Genomic DNA, 17,031 nt, shown 5'->3' with positions numbered 1-17,031 from the left:
AAAGTGTGATCAAGATGATTGCGTGATAAGAAAAGTCATTTAAAGCCTCACGCCCTCACGCATCCAATGCATTCGAAGAATATTTTCGATGCTGTTTGTGCATACCCCGCTGGAGCCTGCGTGTTTTCTTGCATAGTTCTAAAAGCTATTAAAGTGTGAATTTATAGTATTTAAAGTTTTGTTCAGTCTGTGCCTACTTTTTGCTCCCCAGGCGACCGTCGCCCACCAGGAGCTGCGCTTATGAAACTGCCCTTTAAACGTCTGATCAGCCTGTTCGTCGGCACCGCCCTGGCCGGGTTGGTGCATGCTGCCGACCTCAAGGAAATCCGCATCGCAGTGCCCGACCTCAGTGCCGGCAGCCAGCACAGCGGCGGTGGCATCACCGACGTGTTGCGTGAACAGCAGATCTTTGAAAAAGCCTTTGCCGACCAAGGCATCCAGATCCAGTGGAATTACTTCAAGGGCGCCGGCCCGGTGATCAATGAAGCGTTCGCCAACGGCCAGGTGGACCTGGCCTATCTGGGCGACCTGGCAGCGATCATCGGCCGCTCCAATGGCCTGGATACGCGGCTGCTCAGCGCCTCTGCACGAGGAGTGAAACACTACCTCGGCGTGGTGCCGGGCTCCGGCATCAAGACCTTGCAAGACCTCAAGGGCAAGCGCGTGGCGGTGTTCCGTGGCACGGCCAGCCAGTTGTCGTTCGACAGCGCATTGGCCAGCCAGGGCTTGAGCGAGAAGGACCTGAAGGTGATCAACCTGGACTTCAATGCGGCCGCTGCCGCCCTCGCCGCCAAGCAGATTGACGCCACCTGGGGCGGTTCCACCCTGACGGCGTTGCAGGCCAAAGGTTTGGCAGAGATACCGCTGACCACCAAGGACCTGGGCGATGCCGGCAGCATCCAGGCCGTGCTGGTGGGCAGCGCCAAATTCGTCGATGAACACCCAGACGCCGTGGCCACGTTGCTCAAGGCTCAGCAGCAAGCGGTGCAGTGGTTGACCGATGACAACAACAAACAGGCGTACATCGCGCTGGTATCCGGGCTGGCCAGTTACCCGCCGGTGATCCTCACCAATGATTTGAAAGACCAGAAGCTCAGCGAGGTTTTCCCCTCCACACTGGACCCGGTGTTCCTTGGCAAATTGCAGGATGCGGTGGACTTGGCGTCCAGGGAGAAGTTGATTCGCAAGTCGTTTCAGGTGAGTGATTGGGTGGCGCCTGGGTTGGTGGCGGCGGGGCTCTGAGCTTGTCGGCGCCTGGGCTATCGCTATCGCAGGCAAGCCAGCTCCCACACTTGAATGTGTACACCGCTCAAATGTGGGAGCTGGCTTGCCTGCGATGAGGCCCTTCAAACCGCCACACTTACCTGCTGGCTATCCACCTCCACCAACGTCTCGATCATCGCCTTCGCCGCCGGCGACAACCGCGACCCCGTGCGGCTGACAATCCCGCAGCGTGCACTCAGGGTGTCCATGTGCTGCGGCAAATTGCGCCAGTGCAGCAGCACCAGTGCCCCCCTGGCAATGTCCTCGGCAAAGGCTTCTTCAGTGCCGACGCCGATGGCATTGGTTTGCAGCACGATGCTCACCAGTGCCGGGAAGTGCTCGGTCTGGATACTGGGTGAAAAATCCATACGCCCACTCAGGTTCGCCAGCAGTTTGCGAATGCCCTGGGAGATCAGCGGCGCCGCCAGCGGGTAGTCGAACATGTCGTTGGTCGACAGGCTGTCCTTGGCCAGCAAGGGGTGGCCGGGCCGGCAGAAAAACACCCCGCGTTTGGGCGTGAGTGCGCGGGTCTGGAAGTTCGGGTCGGCCTCGAACTGGCGGATGTCGGCGATAAAGAATTCGATCTCTTCACGGCTCAAGCGGCGGCTAAGGGTTTCCCAGTTATCCACCTGAAACGTGGTGCGGATTTTCGGGTGGGCGCTGATAAACCGCGCCACCGCATCCGGCACCAGTTTCACGGCTGGCGCCGGGCCACAGCCGAAGCGCAGGTCGCCGGCGTCGAGCTTGGTCATGCGCGTCACTTCACTGCTCAGCAGCGCTGCGCCATGCACCAGGCTCAGGGCGTGCTGCAACACCACTTGGCCTTCCGGCGTGGGGCGCAAGTCCTTGTGGCCACGGTCTACCAACACGCAACCGAACTCCTGTTCCAGCCCCTGGATGCTGCGGCTGAACGCTGGTTGGGTGATGCCCATGGCGTCCGCGGCACGCACGAAACTGCGGTGTTCGTTGAGGGCGATGAAGTAGCGCAGTTGGCGAAGATCCATATGCTTTCCCGGCATTTTAAAAATAGGTCGAAGGCATTTGCGACCGAGCAAGGTGAGGTTTTAAATGCAAGCTCTTATTCCGTCAACGAAGCATTCATTCATTTGCTAGACCTAAATTGCATATGGATAGAGCGTTGCTGGAAGCGTCCCCCACCATTTCGCAGGCACATGAGGGTCATCACAATGAGCAACGCCGCATTAGCCGTTCAACCCGTCGCCCAACCACTCGATATTCACCCGGTAGCCGGGCGGATCGGCGCCGAAATCCGTGGCATCAAACTGTCCGGTGAGCTGGATGCCGCCACCGTCGAGGCCATCCAGCAGGCGCTGGTGCAATACAAGGTGATCTTCTTCCGCGAACAAACCCATCTCGATGACCAGAGCCAGGAAGCCTTTGCTCACTTGCTCGGCGAGCCGATTGCCCACCCCACGGTGCCGGTGCGGGACGGCACGCGCTTCTTGATGGAGTTGGATGGCACCCGTGGCCAGCGCGCCAATTCCTGGCACACCGACGTGACTTTCGTCGATGCCTACCCTAAGGCTTCGATCCTGCGTTCGGTGCTGGCGCCTGCTTCCGGCGGCGACACCGTATGGGCCAACACAGCCGCGGCCTACAACGACCTCAGCGTGGAGCTGCGCGCACTGGCTGACCACCTGTGGGCGGTGCACAGCAACGAATACGACTATGCCGCCCGCAAGCCGGATGTGGCGGTGGAGAAGCTGGAGGAATACCGCAAAGTGTTCACTTCCACGGTGTACGAAACCGAACACCCGGTGGTGCGCGTGCATCCGGTCAGCGGTGAGAAAACCCTGCTGTTGGGGCACTTCGTCAAACGCCTGAAAGGCTACTCACAGGCAGAGTCGGCGCAGTTGTTCAACCTGCTGCAAGGCCACGTCACCCGCCTGGAAAACACCGTGCGCTGGCGCTGGAACACCGGTGACGTGGCGATCTGGGATAACCGCGCCACCCAGCATTACGCGGTGGACGACTACGGCACCCAGGAGCGCATCGTGCGCCGGGTTACGCTCAAGGGGGATGTGCCGGTGGGGGTGCAGGGGCAATCAAGCAAAACCACTAAAGGTCTTTAAGCCGGGTGAGGATTAAAAATGTGGGAGCGGGCTTGCTCGCGAATGCAGTGGGTCAGTTGATGAATACTTCGACTGACACCGCGCATTCGCGAGCAAGCCCGCTCCCACATTTGGATTCGTGGTGTTTACCAGACTCCGATCTTCACCACTTTCTCTGCCTCTGGCTCACCATAACGAAACCACTGCCCGCGCACTTCAACCTCCGTGTGGCTGATGGTGGTGCGCCGCTTCAAACCGCGTAGCCAGTCGAACAGATAACCCAGGTGCGTCTCGCGCACCTCGGCATAGGCAGGATCGCTGCCCAGGTCGTGCAGTTCTTGCGGGTCGTTTTCCAGGTCGAACAGTTGCGGGCGAAAGCCGTCGTACGCCAGGTACTTCCAGCGCTCGCTGCGCACCATGGTCATGCGGCAACGGTCGATGGGTTGCTCCAGGCGCTCGCGAGCGGGGGCCTGGAAGGCGTAGTCATATTCGGCAATGGCATAGCGGCGCCAGGTGGGTTGTGCGCCCTGCAGCAATGGAATCAATGAGCGGCCTTCCAGGCGATGGTCGGCGGCGGGCAAGCCCAAGGCGTCGAGGAAGGTGGGCAGGGCGTCGATGGTTTCCACCAGGCGCTCGTCTACGGTGCCGCGGCTGATATCGGCGCTGGCACGCGGGTCGCGCACGATCAGCGGTACACCCACCGCAGGCTCCAGCAAGAATTCTTTTTCACCGAGGAAATGATCGCCGAGGAAGTCGCCGTGGTCGCTGGTGAACACGATCAGCGTGTCGTCCCAGCGGCCAGTGCTTTGCAGAAAATCGAACAGCCGCCCGAGTTGATCGTCGATCTGTTTGATCAGGCCCATGTAGGTCGGAATCACCGTGAGGCGCACCTCGTCACGGGAAAAATTCTGGCTCTCCTGGTGTTGGCGAAATGCCTGGTACACCGGGTGATCGCTGGTGTGCTCAGGTTGAATCGGCGCCTGCACATGCTCGGTACCGTACAGGGCGTGATAAGGCGCCGGCGCGATGTAGGGCCAGTGCGGCTTGATATACGACAGGTGCAGGCACCAAGGCTGTTCGGCCTGCTCGCGGATAAAGTCGATGGCGCGGTCAGTGGTGTAGACGGTCTCCGAATGCTCCTCGGCCACCCGTGCAGGCTTGCCAGCGTTGCGCATGTGCCAGCCGCTGAGCACTTCGCCATGTTCACCTTCGGCGGCGTTGGCCCATTCATGCCAAGGGTTGCGGCCGCTGTAGCCGTGTTCACGCAAGTACTGGGTGTAGGGCGCGGACTCGCGCTTATCGTCAAACAGCGGGCTGTCGGGGTAGATGCCGTCGTGACGCAGATACGCGTCGAAACCGACCTCATTGAGCGGCTCGGCCTGGGCACTGTCGGGGTCTATCTGCAGGCGCTGCAAGGCCTCAAGGTTTGGCGTGGCGTGGGTCTTGCCCACCAGGGCGGTGCGGATGCCGTAGGGGCGCAGGTAGTCGCCGATCGTCAGCTCTTCGAGCGGCAGCGGCACCGCATTCCAGGCCACCTGATGGCTGCTGACATAGCGCCCGGTGTAGGCCGACATACGCGACGGGCCGCAGATGGTGCCCTGTGTATAGGCCCGACTGAAACGCACGCCAGCGGCGGCCAGGCGGTCGATATTCGGCGTGTGCAGATGGGCATGGCCGTAGCAGGACAGGTAGTCGCGGCGCAGTTGGTCGCACATGATGTAGAGCACGTTGCGCACGGGTTTTGGGTCAGACATAGGAATTTACCGAACGGAGGACAGGTGGGTTTTTTCGCCGTTCGAGGGGCGCTCTGGCAAGTGCATTTGGGGACTGGGTTCGATGCATTGAGTGCATGGGTGTGGCTGCTGACGTCATCGCAGGCAAGCCAGCTCCCACAGTTGAAATGCATTCCCCTGTGGGAGCTGGCTTGCCTGCGATGACGGCCTGACAGCAGATACATATCTACCTGGCACCCCGCGATCAAATGGTGGGAGCAGGCTTACCCGGCGAAGGACCTGATGTGAGCAGCCAGCTCTGCCAGCGCTTTATCATCTGCCCTGGCAGCGTCATGGGAGGAGACATAGCCTTCATAACGCTCAAAATATTTGTCCTGGGTCGAGCTGATTTTTTGAAGGCGCTATCTTCCCCGGTCCCGTGCATCGGGAATAATTTGGCAGGCCTGCGTTCACCGCTGACTCAGACCGCAATATTTTCCAACGCGTAAGCATCCTCGTCTCTCTCATCTATCTCCTTGATCTGTTCAATCATCGCCTGCGCCAACGGCGACAACCGATACCCTGCGCGGCTGACGATCCCGTAGCGGGTGTAGCGCTCCTCCAGGTTTTCGTCCAATCCCTCAATCTGCAAACACACCAGTTCGCCGCGAGCCATGTGCAGCACGTCGCTGTTGGCGCTGACGATGCCGATGGCGTCCGAGCGCAGCACCACGCCCATCAGGCTGTAGCCGTTTTCGCACTCCACATTGGGCTGGTAATCCGGCCGGCCGCTGAGGTCGACGATGACTTTGCGTAGGTTCGGCGGGCGGATGGTTACTGCCAGCGGGTAACTCATCAGTTCGGCGGCGCTGACGCTGTTGCGCGCGGCCAGGGGGTGCCCGGCGCGGCAGCAGAAGTGCCAACGGCGCGGGCGCAGGCGGTGGGTGTGGTAGTCCGGGTTGGCTTCGAAGTGGCGGGTGTCGGCGACGAAGAATTCGAACTCTTCGCTGAGCAGGCGCTTGCTCAGGCTTTGCCAGTCGTCCCCCTGGAACTGCACACGGGCCTTGGGGTAGCGCCCGATAAAACTGCCGATGGCACGTGGGACTAACCCAGCTGCCGGCGCGGGGCCGCAACCGAAACGCAGTTCACCGGCTTCCAGGCCGTTGAACTGGCTGATTTCGTTGGCCAGTTGTTGTGCGCCGCTGACCAGGCGCCGTGCATGTTCGAGCAGCACCTGGCCTTGCTTGGTGGGCGCCAGGTCTTTGCGGCCACGGTCCACCAGTTGGCAGCCGGCACTGTGTTCCAGGGCCTGGATGCTACGGCTGAACGCCGACTGCGACAGGTTCACCGCTGCGGCTGCCGCGACGAAACTGCGCTGTTCGGCGAGGGCGATGAAGTGGCGAAGCTGGCGCAAGTCGATATGCATTTTTCACATCAAAAATATCCGGGAAATGCATTGGCTATGCATTACGTCGACTCCTTATAAAGGCTATCTCTTATGCAGTAAATGTTCGTAAAAACATAAATAAATAACCTTTTGGAATATAAGGCGACGAGTATTCCGGGGTTTTGGAGCCGCTTATGAGTCTGTTCAAATCCTTGCCCCTGGCTATGTTGGTGGCCGGCAGCACCAGTTGGTCGCCGGCCCAGGCCGCTGAAAACCCCGCGCCTGCCGGCAAGGGCGAAAGCGCCAGTGGCCAACTGGAAACTGTCACGGTCACTGCCCGGCGGCGTACCGAAAGTGCCCAGGCCGTGCCGACGCCCATGAGCGTGGTCGGCGGCCAGGCCCTGGAAACCCAGCGGGTGTATCGCATCCAGGATTTGCAGCAATTGGTGCCCAGCGTCAACGTCGCCTATATGCATGCGCGCCAGTCCAGCGTGTCGATCCGCGGCCTGGGCAACAACCCGGCCAGCGATGGCCTGGAAGGCAGCGTGGGGCTGTATATCGACAACGTCTACCTCGGGCGCCCGGGCATGGCGGTGTTCGACCTGATGGACATTGAGCAGCTTGAGGTTTTGCGCGGCCCCCAGGGCACGTTGTTCGGCAAGAACACCACCGCTGGCGTGATCAATATCAGCACCCGCGCGCCGAGTTTTACCCCGGAGCGCAGCATCGAAACCTCCCTGGGCGAGGATGGTTATTTTCAGACCAAGGGCACGATTTCCGGCCCCCTGACCGATGAGCTGGCGGGGCGTTTCTCGGCCTACCGCACGCGCAGCGACGGCGACATCAAAAATGAACACGACGGCCATGATCTGAACGGCGGTTCACGCCAGGGCTTTCGCGGGCAACTGCTGTACAAGCCCAGCGAGGCCTTCAACCTGCGCTGGATCGGCGACTACAACGAAGAAGACTCCAGCGCCGGCACCCGCGTGCTGTACAGCACCGGGCCGACCATCAATGGCACCAACCTGTATCAATCCCGGGCCAACGCGGCGGGCGCAACCTTGGTGGACGGCACTCATCGCAAGGTCAACCTGGACAACGACCAGCACGTCACGGTGTTCCAGGGCGGTACCTCGCTGGAAGCCAATTGGACGCTGCCCAGCGACTTCACCCTGACCTCGGTGAGTGCTTACCGCTGGTGGAATTTCACCCCGCGCAACGATGACGGCCTCAACGTACCGGCGTCGTATAACGCCGGGGTTTCGGTGGAAGATAAGCAGTGGTCTCAGGAATTCCGACTGGCGTCGCCCAGCGGTGGTTTCTTCGATTACGTGCTCGGCGCCTACTACTTCGGCTCCGACCTGGATAACAAATCCTTTGCCTACTACGGGCCCAAGGCCGATATCTGGAACGGCACGCCTGCCGGTGCGCTGAGCAACGTGAGCAGTGTGGGCAACGGGCATATCCGCACCGACAGCTTCGCGCTGTTCGCCCAAGGCACCTGGCACCTGACCGAGCGCCTGGATTTCACTGCCGGTGTGCGCGGCACCTACGAAGAGAAAAGCGCCTGGGTCACGCGCAATGCGCCAGTCGGTGGCGCGGCGGTCAGCGGGGCCGCCGCCACGGCGCGGCGTGGGCGTACCGGGGCCTATGACTCGGGTGACCTGTCGCAATACAGCGCGACGCCGTCGGGGCTGCTCAACCTCAGTTATCACTTCACTGAAAACCTGCTGGGCTACGCGACGCTGTCCCATGGCGAGAAGTCCGGCGGTGTGAACTTGGCGGTGGGTTCTGCGCCGACAGCCGGAGCCGACTCGTTGCTGATCGGCACCGAGCGCGCCAACAACGCCGAGCTGGGCTTCAAGAGCACGTTGTGGGACCGCCGCCTGCAGCTCAATGCCAACCTGTTCTGGACTCAGGTCAACGGCTACCAGACCAACGCCTACGACCAGGACAACCGCGTGCAGTACCTGACCAACGCCGGCTCGGTGCGCTCGCGGGGCGTGGAAGTGGAAAGCACCCTGGTGCCGATCAAGGGCCTGACCCTGAACATCAACGGCTCCTTCAATGACGTGACGTACCTGTCTTACAAGGATGCGCCATGCCCGCCGGAAACCAGCCTGCGTCCCGGTGCGCCGGCGTCCTGCGACTTGAGTGGCCATCAGGTGGTGGGCGCGTCCAAGTGGATCGCCAACGCCAACGGCGAGTACAAGTGGAACCTGGCGAACGGCTTCGAACCCTACGTCACCGCCAGCTACGCGTTCCGTTCCAAGGCGGTGGGCACGGTGGAAGATTCCGACTACGGGCAGATCCCGGCGTATGCGGTGGTCAACCTGTCTACCGGTTTGCGCGGCGACTATGACCAAGGGCAGTGGGATGTGTCGCTGTGGCTGAAAAACGCCTTCGACAAAACCTACTACACCACCCTGTGGACCGGTGGTAATGGCGGTTACGAGGGCCTGCTGGGCACGCCACGCACCCTAGGCGTGACTGGGCGCTACGACTTCTAGGTCGGTGCGATAGGTGGCCGGGCTGAACACCCGCGTCACCAGCAGCATCGCCACCACCGTCACCGTCAGCACCACCCAGGCGCTGACGAAATTGCCGGTAAGCTCGCGCAGCCAACCGGTCAGCCACGGCGAAATCGCATTGATCAAAAAGCCCACGCCTTGCACGAACGCCGCCAGTTGCCCGGCTTGGCGTGGGTCGCGATGGTGGTCGAGGGTCAGCAGCAGGCTCAGGGCAAAGCACGCCCCTAACCCGAAGCCGCACAAGGCCACCCACAGGTGAGGATATTCCTGCGGCGCAACGATCAGGCCCAGGTAGCCGATGGTTTGCGCCAGCAGGCTGATGCTGAGCAATGGGCGGCGGTCGATACTGCGTTGCGCCAGCACCGGCATCAGCAGGGCGGCCGTCACCTGAAAAATCGTCATGAACGCCAGCAACGACCCGCTGGGCAGCACGCCCCAACCCAGTTGCTGATAGTAGGCCGGCAGCCACGCGACCATGCTCATGTAGCCGCAATTGACCAGGCCGAAATACAGCGCCAGTAGCCAGGCGCGGCGGTTGCGTAACCCTTTGAACGCAGGCGCCTGCTGTGGATTGCGTGCGGCGCCCAGCGGCAGCCAGGCCCACAGCAGCAACGCACCCAGCGCCGGCAAGAGCCACACCCCCAGGCCTGCCTGCCATTGCTGGAAGTGCGTGGCCACCACCGGGCTGAGCAGCGCCGCCAACCCGCCGCCGGCCATCAGTGACGCCGAATACACCCCCATCGCCACGGGCACACGGTGATGGAATTCGCGCTTGATCATCGCCGGCACCAGCGCCTGGATCAGGGCCACGCCCGCGCCGCCGAGCAGCGCGGTCACCAGCAGTGCCGAAGCCTGGCCCATCAGCCAGCGCGCCAGGCACGCCAGCAGAATCATCAACAAGCCCAGGGCGATGCCGCGACGCTCGCCCAAGCGAGCCTCCACGCGCACGCCGACCAGTGCCACCAACCCCATACAGATCACCGGCAGGCTGGTGAGCAGGGCACTGCTCTGAAAACTCAGGCCGGTGGCCTGGCGAATCTCGCCGAGCAGCGGGCTGATGGAACTGAGAATGGGGCGCAGGTTCAGTCCGAGCACCACCAGCAGGCCCCAGCCGGCGAGGGATTTATTCAGGGTCATGCAGGGTTTTCCACTGGTGATAAAGCGCAGTCATTGCGGCGTCGGGCAGGTGCTGGATGGGCAGGCGTTGCGCGCCGATAGGCAGGCCGACCTGTTGACTGATGGCGGCGGTCGACAGGCCGAACGGCTCGGCCATTTCGTTGCTGGCGGCAAACACTACGCGTTCTACACCGCACAGGTACATGGCGCTCAAGCACATTGGGCAAGGCTGTCCGCTGGCATAGATCACGCACCCTTCCAGGCGCGCACCCAGTTGTCGGCTCGCTGCGCGGATCGCCAGCAGCTCGGCGTGAGCAGTGGGGTCCTGGATCAGGTGGATCTCATTCACGGCTTCCACCAACACCTCATCGTTGCGCGTCAGCACCGCGCCGAAGGGGCGGCCACCTTGGGCGACGTTGGCGCGGGCCAAGGCAATAGCGCGTTGCAGGTGTGGTTGATCGTTGGTCATACAAGGCCCCCGGATGCGATGAAAGGTGAAGTATGGTCAGCCAGCAAGGTATTCTGAAATTAAATATAAACATGCCAATCAGTGGCAAACACAATGGTGATGGCGTTGTTCGATCCCGTGTTGTTGCGCAGCTTTGTCGCCGTGGTGGACTGCGGCAATTTCACCCGCGCCGCCGAGCGCCTGCACTTGACCCAGTCTACCGTCAGCCAACAGATCCGCCGCCTGGAAGACGCAGTGGCTTATCAGTTACTCGACCGCGACCAGCGCCGGGTAGTGGCCACCGCGGAGGGGGAGCGCCTGCTCGCATATGCGCGCCGCATCCTCGCGCTGCACGAAGAAGCCGCCGATGTGCTGATCAACCAGCAAAGCGACGGCGTGTTGCGCCTCGGCGTGCCGGAGGATTTTGCTGCCGAGCGCCTGATGCCGCTGCTTTCGGCATTTGTGGTGGCTTATCCACGGGTGCGACTGGAAGTCACCAGCGGGCTGGGCCCTGAATTGCAGCGACAGTACCGGGGCGGTGAGTTCGATGTGTTGCTGGTCAAGCAGATGGGTGACAGCGACGACTGTGTGGCGTCGTGGCCGGAGCCCTTGTACTGGGTCGACAGCCTAAGCACCCCGGCCCTGGGCCGTGACCCGCTGCCGCTGGTGGCTTTCCCCGTGGGCGGCCTGTATCGCAACGACATGCTGCACCATCTTGAGCGTGCCGGTTGGCGTTGGCGCATCGGCTATTCCAGTGCCAGCCTGGCCAGCGTGTGTTCGGCGGTGGCGGCAGGCTTGGGCATCAGTTTATTGCCGGAACGGGTGTTGCAACCGGGCCATCGCATACTCGGCCCAGAGAGTGGCTTGCCACCTGTTCATGGCGTGCGATTGGCCCTGTATGGCCGCAGTGGTTTGGGCGCCGCGGGCAAGAGTTTGCTGGGTGAATTGCTGGCTTTGTGCAGTGGAAACTCGCACTGAGCCATACCTTTGCTGAATATTTTGTATGCCTTTAGGGCATTGAAAAACGACGGATTGAAGCCAGGCCACGTACCCCGTGGCTTTGGCGTTAGCGGCTGTTTTATATATGCAATTTTGTTCTATTTATAACTTTAAAGATTACTTTAAGAGATAAGTGTCTGGCCCCGATGATTCAGCCCTCGACGGGCCTTCACGTAGGCCCCGTCGGTTTTTCAAAACCGCAGGGAGTGAATCAATGGGCAATGTCCAGACCGCCGCCAGTGCACCCGAGGCGCAGTGGCGCCAGGCACCGAGTGGTGAGTTGGTCGACCTTGGCCGGCCGCATCGCGCGCCGTTGGGGCAATTGCGCCTGCAGAAGACCCCGAAGCGTTTTTCCAGCCGCCGCGAAGGGATTTTGCTCGGGTTGCTGGTGTTGGCGCTGCATGGCGCAGTGATCTATTGGGTGAGCCAGAAACCCACGCCGGTGCTGCCGATTGTGCCGCCGGAAATTCCACCGATGACCATCGAATTTTCCCAGCCGGCGCCGCCGGTGGTTGAGCCGCCACCACCTGTACCACCACCACCGCCGCCACCTGTGGTCGAGCCACCGCCGCCGGTGGTGGATGAGTTGGCGGCCAAGCCGGCGCCGCCCAAACCCATTGTGAAACCCAAGCCCAAGCCCGTGCCTAAACCTGAGCCCAAGCCGGCCCCCAAGGCCGTCGAGCAGCCACCTGCACCACCGACGGCAGCCCCACCTGCTCCGCCCGCACCTGCGGCGCCAGCGCCGGTGACGCCTGCTTCGGCCAACGCCGCGTACCTGAAAAACCCGGCGCCGGAATACCCGTCACTGGCTCAGCGTCGCGGTTGGGAAGGCACGGTGTTGCTGCGCGTGCAGGTGCTGGCCAGCGGTAAACCGGGTGAGATCCAGGTGCAAAAAAGCAGCGGTCGCCAGCAGTTGGATGACGCGGCATTGGCAGCGGTGAAGCGCTGGAGTTTCGTGCCTGCCAAGCAGGGCGATGTGGCCCAGAACGGCTGGGTGAGCGTGCCCATCGATTTCAAGATTCATTAATTATTCAGCGGCGCAGAGGGAAAACATCATGGCATTGGCATCTCCACTTGAATCCATCGAAAGCGCGGTGATCTGGCTGCTGGTGGCCTTTTCGGTCGCCACCTGGGGCCTGGCCTTGCTCAAGGGCGTGCAGTTCGGTCGCCTCAAGGCCCAGGATCGCAAGTTTCACAAACAGTTCTGGGCGGCATCGAGCCTCGACTCGGCCGCCGAACTCGCCGACACCCAGCCTGGCGCCGCCGCCCGTGTAGCCCAAGCTGGCTATGCCGCGATCCAGGTGGGCGATACCACCCACGCTGCGGATTTGAGCCAGGCGATCAATCACCAGGACCGCCTCGAACGCGCCCTGCGCCAGCAAATCGTGCGCGAGCGCCGCTCCCTGGAGACCGGCCTGGCCGTAGTCGCCAGTATCGGCAGCACCTCGCCGTTTATCGGCCTGTTTGGCACCGTGTGGGGCATCATGGAAGCGCTGAAGGGGATCAGCGCCGCCGGGTCCGCCAGCCTGGAAACCGTGGCCGGGCCGATTGGTGCGGCGCTGGTTGCAACCGGCGTGGGGATCGCCGTCGCGGTGCCTGCGGTGCTGGTCTACAACTATTTTCTGCGTCGCCTGAAGCTGACGGCGGCGGACCTGGATGACTTTGCCCACGACTTCTACAGCCTGGCGCAGAAAAACGCGTTCCGCGTGCTGCTGCACCCGACATTGGCCAAGGCCAGCGCTGGCAGCCCGCAGAAAGTGAAGGAGGCGTCCTGAATGGCCTTCTCCACGCAAGACAGTGATGAGGTGCTGAGCGAGATCAACGTCACGCCGCTGGTGGACGTGATGCTGGTGCTGCTGGTGGTGTTTATCGTTACCGCGCCGCTGTTGACCAACTCCATCCCGATCAACCTGCCCAAGACCCAGGCCGTAGCGCCGGTCGAGCAGAAAGACCCGCTGGTGGTGAGCATCGACGGCGCAGGCAAAGTGTTTATCAACAAGGACGCCATCCAGCCGGACCTGCTGGAATTCAACCTGCAGGCGGCCAAGGCCAAGGACCCCGATGTACGGGTGCAACTGCAGGCCGATGACGGTGTGAATTATGGCGAAGTGGCGCGCGCCATGGCGTCGATCGAGCGCGCGGGGATTACCAAGTTGTCGGTGATTACCGCACGTTAGTTTCAAAAAATCTCAACAGTTTTTGGGCCGCTTTCCTTGGCAGGGTGCGGCCTTTTTTTATTTAAGGGTCAGGTATTTATGGATGTTGCACAGGAAAAGAATTTACATGTTTTCGAGTATTTCCAAGCGTGCAATTCTGGACGATATGATTATGCTGGGCAGTGCATGGAGCAATTTAATTAATGGAGAAATTACATGCCTATACGGTTTCCTGTTCAGCTGGTAAACACGTTTGTAAATCCGCAGGTGTCAACTGATAAGCCTGTAGAAAATTCCCCGGTGGTGGTCTCTCCACCCTCCGGTTCACCACGTCTCAAACATCCTTCAGCCTGTAAGCCGCCAAGTTTGGTTGACTACCAGAGAAAATACGGTGCATCAAAAGGGGGTGAGTCTGCCGGCGTCTCCAGGGCGACGAACAACGGAAGTTCGACATTGAAGAAAAACGCTAATATAGAGTCTTATATTGGTAAGCATTCTGGCGATTTTATAACCCCCGAAAAAGAAATTTCAACAATTTTGTCCGCAGCGATAAAGCAGCGCTGGGGATTGGATCTTGATCCCGATAAAACGTTTCTGGTTACATTTAAAGATAATGGGGAAGACGAAAAAGACGTCGTCGAAAAAATAACACTGACACAGGCGGCGCTGAAGAACAGGCAAGATGTAACGATTGAGGATAATGAGGGTTGGTTTCGAAAAATTGCAAAATATTTTTCTCCGGTAGTGTATGTTTACAATAAAATTGACGGCTGGGTCGAAGAGGCAAACAGTCGGCAAGGTATTTACCGGGAGCCGAGTGCTCAGGGGGCTGCGCCTTATACTTCGGATACTCAGGTATCCATACCCGTTGATGATTTTAAAACATTAGTCTGGGATACAGACCGGACTAAACTGTATAAAAATACCCTTGATAGCTTTTGGGACAAGCACAGCGGCTCATATACATCATTGAGTAAAATCTCTTTTGTTAAAGCGATCAATCTACAACGCTTGGAAGGCTCGCTTAAGCCTACCGAGGCAGCACTCGCCCAGCGTGCGTTGGGGCCTGTTGCGCAAAAGGAATGGTCCGAGCTGACCGCCCAGGATTTTACAACGCCTGCGGTCAAGGACCCGGATCTGGATGTCGGTATGCTGAGCATCAATGGCTTTCAGTCCACCGACTTGATGTGTGTGACCGACCGCAAAACCCAGCTCACATTGCTTTACATCCCTGGCAATTCCTCGCCGATCCATCGCTTCGACAATCCGGAACAAATGAAAACGTGGCTGGCCGAGCAAGCCAGGGATCCTGTAAAGCGTGAATCACTGTTGACGCATTTCTCCCTCAAGGACCAGGCCAGAAGGTCGTTTTCAGATGGTGTGCGTCAAACCTTGGAAGGGATGGCCAATTGGTCCGAAGCGCAGGCGTCAGGGAACGCGTTTCTTTCGGGGCTCAATGGCTGGGTGCCGGATCGTTTTATCACCGTTGAGCCATTAAGTGGCGATCCTTTTGAAGCGGTCAAGGTTCGGCAAAAAGAGCGTTCTTACTCGGATGCCGACAATGCCATTGTCAGCGATGGCGACTACACCAAGAACAAGATACTGCAGGGTGTGGAAGAGGCCACAAAGGTCGCAATGTTCATGACACCACTGGCGCTGGTCATGCCGGAAGTAGCCATAGGGCTGGATATTTTCTTCCTGGCTGCCGGGGTCACCCAGGCAGGCATCGGTATTGATGATGCCGTCAAAGGCAAAGCGACGGGGGCTGACCGTATCGTTTTTGGCGTATTGAACGCCGTGCCGCCATTAGCCACTCATGCGGGGGCGCCGCTTGCGAAGGTGCTGACAGAGCGGGTCTCCGGGGAGGGCATTGTTGCAGGGGGTGATATTGCAGCCCAGGCGCCCACTCAAGTCCCCGAACAAGGGCGGCCAAACTTCAACCCGCCACGACGTGTCAATGGCCAGATAGGATATCCGATGAGCCCTGTTGCGCCTCCGAAGATCCTCGAGGAATTCACGATTCCGATGGACGATATCCATCAAATGTTCTCGCAAGACTACATGGTTTTTGTAGGTCAGTACGGTACAAAAGTTACGTATGACGTAGAGGCACGCCTCTGGCGTGGGCTCAACGAGAACGGGCAAGTGAATGACATTTTTTATTGGCGTAAGGGGCAAGGAAAGTGGCTGAGTGGTACTAAAGCCGAGGCGACTGCCGGGAGTAAAAGTGCACCGGTTTCGACTATTAATAAAACACTGAAAGTACCGCCACTGCCGTCGCTGCCTTCCGCCGCTACAGAAGTGCCAAAAGTCATCCACTATTTTTGGGCAGGCAATGAGATGCCAGAGCATTTGCTCGAAAATATTATTGAGAACTCCAGGAAAAGCCCGGGGTATAAGTCTATCGTTCACGTGGATGCCAATAACGCTGGGGCCTTTCAGAAGATAAAATCCGCTCTGGATCACCGAGTGGGTGGGCTTGAAGTTCACGATTTGAAAGAAGAGGAGGCTTTTCGAGAACTCCATGCCGGCAAGTATGGGGAGATGTATCAGTATTTTCGCTCAGGACAAGGGCAGAATTTATCGGCCTCATCTGACGTCATGCGCGTTGCGCTGATAAAAAAATACGGTGGTATTTATCTCGATACTGACGATGTTCTGACTAAGGGGGTAGGCGATGTCACGCTGAAAGCCACCCCAAATGATATTCTGATGAATTCGCCCGTTACTTACGCTGCCACGGACTTCAATGGGTTCAATACAAGTAATTTTGCGAGCCATCCCGACAATCCTTTGCTCGATACCCTTATGGAAGAATCTTATCAGCGATACAAGGCTAATGAATCCTGGTTGCAGGTAAATCGTCCGTTCCTGCCTGAGGAAGCGACAACCGCAGAGCAACAGGCTTATAAAGAGTATGAAACAAGGATTTTTGAAATAACCGGTCCGAGAATGTTTGGGGATGTGCTCGAACGAGAGAATTACGGTTTCTTTCCGATTGTCGATGAAATAAACGAGCTCTTGAATGCTCGTGTTCTTCTTCCCGAAAATTATGCAAAAAAATACACTGAGTTGAGAGATTATTATATGCCGATGAATCATAAGTTTGGGGTTTCTATCGGGGCGGAGCACTCCATGCAGCATTCTCGTTAATCCGGGTATAGGCTTGACGGCATGAGCAATAGTGAGCGCTGGACGCTTAAACGTGACCACTGATTGCTCATCTGGAAAGTAATCCAGCTTCGCCAAAGAGAAGGGCATCGTCTCGCTCTGACACCTGGGTGTCGGGGCGAGCGATGGCGTTTCCTGAGGTGTGGGCGGGGAGATATGGCTAAATTCTATTTTGT

13 protein-coding genes and 1 pseudogene are annotated in these 17,031 nt (G+C 59.4%); 8 read left to right on the top strand and 6 right to left on the bottom strand.

Annotation, left to right across the window (positions count from 1 at the left end; all coding sequences use genetic code 11):
* The first annotated feature begins 240 nt into the window (after positions 1 to 240).
* A complete protein-coding gene (locus CER19_RS10315) occupies positions 241 to 1,242 on the top strand; it encodes an ABC transporter substrate-binding protein (RefSeq protein WP_003187584.1) in 1,002 nt (333 codons plus the stop codon).
* Positions 1,243 to 1,346: 104 nt separating this feature from the next.
* Here CER19_RS10315 and CER19_RS10310 read toward each other — a convergent pair whose 3' ends face one another.
* A complete protein-coding gene (locus CER19_RS10310) occupies positions 1,347 to 2,267 on the bottom strand; it encodes a LysR family transcriptional regulator (protein WP_116666344.1) in 921 nt (306 codons plus the stop codon).
* A gap of 183 nt (positions 2,268 to 2,450) precedes the next feature.
* Here CER19_RS10310 and CER19_RS10305 point away from each other — a divergent pair, with 183 nt between their 5' ends.
* Complete coding sequence (locus CER19_RS10305; protein ID WP_116666343.1) at positions 2,451 to 3,356, top strand: TauD/TfdA family dioxygenase; 906 nt, start codon at positions 2,451 to 2,453, stop codon at positions 3,354 to 3,356.
* 125 nt (positions 3,357 to 3,481) lie between these two features.
* Here the strand turns inward: CER19_RS10305 and CER19_RS10300 are convergent, their stop codons facing one another.
* From CER19_RS10300 to CER19_RS10290, 3 genes and pseudogenes are all read right to left on the bottom strand, one after another.
* On the bottom strand, positions 3,482 to 5,089 hold the full coding sequence (locus tag CER19_RS10300; protein WP_116666342.1) for an alkaline phosphatase family protein: 1,608 nt from the start codon (positions 5,087 to 5,089) through the stop codon (positions 3,482 to 3,484).
* A gap of 242 nt (positions 5,090 to 5,331) precedes the next feature.
* Positions 5,332 to 5,507, bottom strand: a pseudogene (locus CER19_RS29045) (diadenosine tetraphosphate hydrolase); the annotation flags it as partial.
* Positions 5,508 to 5,528: 21 nt separating this feature from the next.
* A complete protein-coding gene (locus tag CER19_RS10290) occupies positions 5,529 to 6,473 on the bottom strand; it encodes a LysR family transcriptional regulator (RefSeq protein WP_116666341.1) in 945 nt (314 codons plus the stop codon).
* Positions 6,474 to 6,628: 155 nt separating this feature from the next.
* On the opposite strand from CER19_RS10290, the gene CER19_RS10285 reads away from it, so the two are divergent.
* Positions 6,629 to 8,944: a TonB-dependent receptor gene (locus CER19_RS10285; protein WP_116666340.1), complete on the top strand. Its 2,316-nt coding sequence runs from the start codon at positions 6,629 to 6,631 to the stop codon at positions 8,942 to 8,944.
* Here the strand turns inward: CER19_RS10285 and CER19_RS10280 are convergent.
* Together CER19_RS10280 and CER19_RS10275 are read right to left on the bottom strand one after the other, a co-directional pair.
* Complete coding sequence (locus tag CER19_RS10280) at positions 8,915 to 10,102, bottom strand: CynX/NimT family MFS transporter (protein WP_116666339.1); 1,188 nt, start codon at positions 10,100 to 10,102, stop codon at positions 8,915 to 8,917. The genes CER19_RS10285 and CER19_RS10280 overlap by 30 nt on opposite strands.
* Positions 10,089 to 10,550, bottom strand: coding sequence for a nucleoside deaminase (locus CER19_RS10275; RefSeq protein ID WP_116666338.1), 462 nt, complete (start codon positions 10,548 to 10,550; stop codon positions 10,089 to 10,091). The genes CER19_RS10280 and CER19_RS10275 overlap by 14 nt, the downstream gene beginning before the upstream one ends.
* Before the next feature lie 105 nt (positions 10,551 to 10,655).
* Here CER19_RS10275 and CER19_RS10270 point away from each other — a divergent pair, with 105 nt between their 5' ends.
* From CER19_RS10270 to CER19_RS10250, 5 genes are all read left to right on the top strand, one after another.
* Positions 10,656 to 11,507: a LysR family transcriptional regulator gene (locus tag CER19_RS10270; protein WP_116666402.1), complete on the top strand. Its 852-nt coding sequence runs from the start codon at positions 10,656 to 10,658 to the stop codon at positions 11,505 to 11,507.
* A 235-nt stretch (positions 11,508 to 11,742) separates the two neighbouring features.
* Positions 11,743 to 12,555, top strand: a complete 813-nt coding sequence (locus tag CER19_RS10265; RefSeq protein ID WP_116666337.1) for an energy transducer TonB — start codon at positions 11,743 to 11,745, stop codon at positions 12,553 to 12,555.
* Between the two features lie 25 nt (positions 12,556 to 12,580).
* Positions 12,581 to 13,303 carry a MotA/TolQ/ExbB proton channel family protein gene (locus CER19_RS10260; protein ID WP_116666336.1) on the top strand — a complete coding sequence of 241 codons (723 nt, stop codon included), beginning with the start codon at positions 12,581 to 12,583 and terminating at the stop codon, positions 13,301 to 13,303.
* On the top strand, positions 13,304 to 13,705 hold the full coding sequence (locus tag CER19_RS10255; RefSeq protein ID WP_003187607.1) for a biopolymer transporter ExbD: 402 nt from the start codon (positions 13,304 to 13,306) through the stop codon (positions 13,703 to 13,705).
* Positions 13,706 to 13,900: 195 nt separating this feature from the next.
* Entirely contained in the window at positions 13,901 to 16,837 is a 2,937-nt protein-coding gene (locus CER19_RS10250; protein ID WP_116666335.1) for a dermonecrotic toxin domain-containing protein, read from the top strand.
* Positions 16,838 to 17,031: the final 194 nt, after the last annotated feature.

Source organism: Pseudomonas sp. GL93, from assembly GCF_003408955.1.
Taxonomy (GTDB): Bacteria; Pseudomonadota; Gammaproteobacteria; order Pseudomonadales; family Pseudomonadaceae; genus Aquipseudomonas; species Aquipseudomonas paracarnis.
The sequence above is the reverse complement of the archived record's forward strand: the minus strand, read 5'-3'. Positions and strand labels throughout refer to the sequence as shown.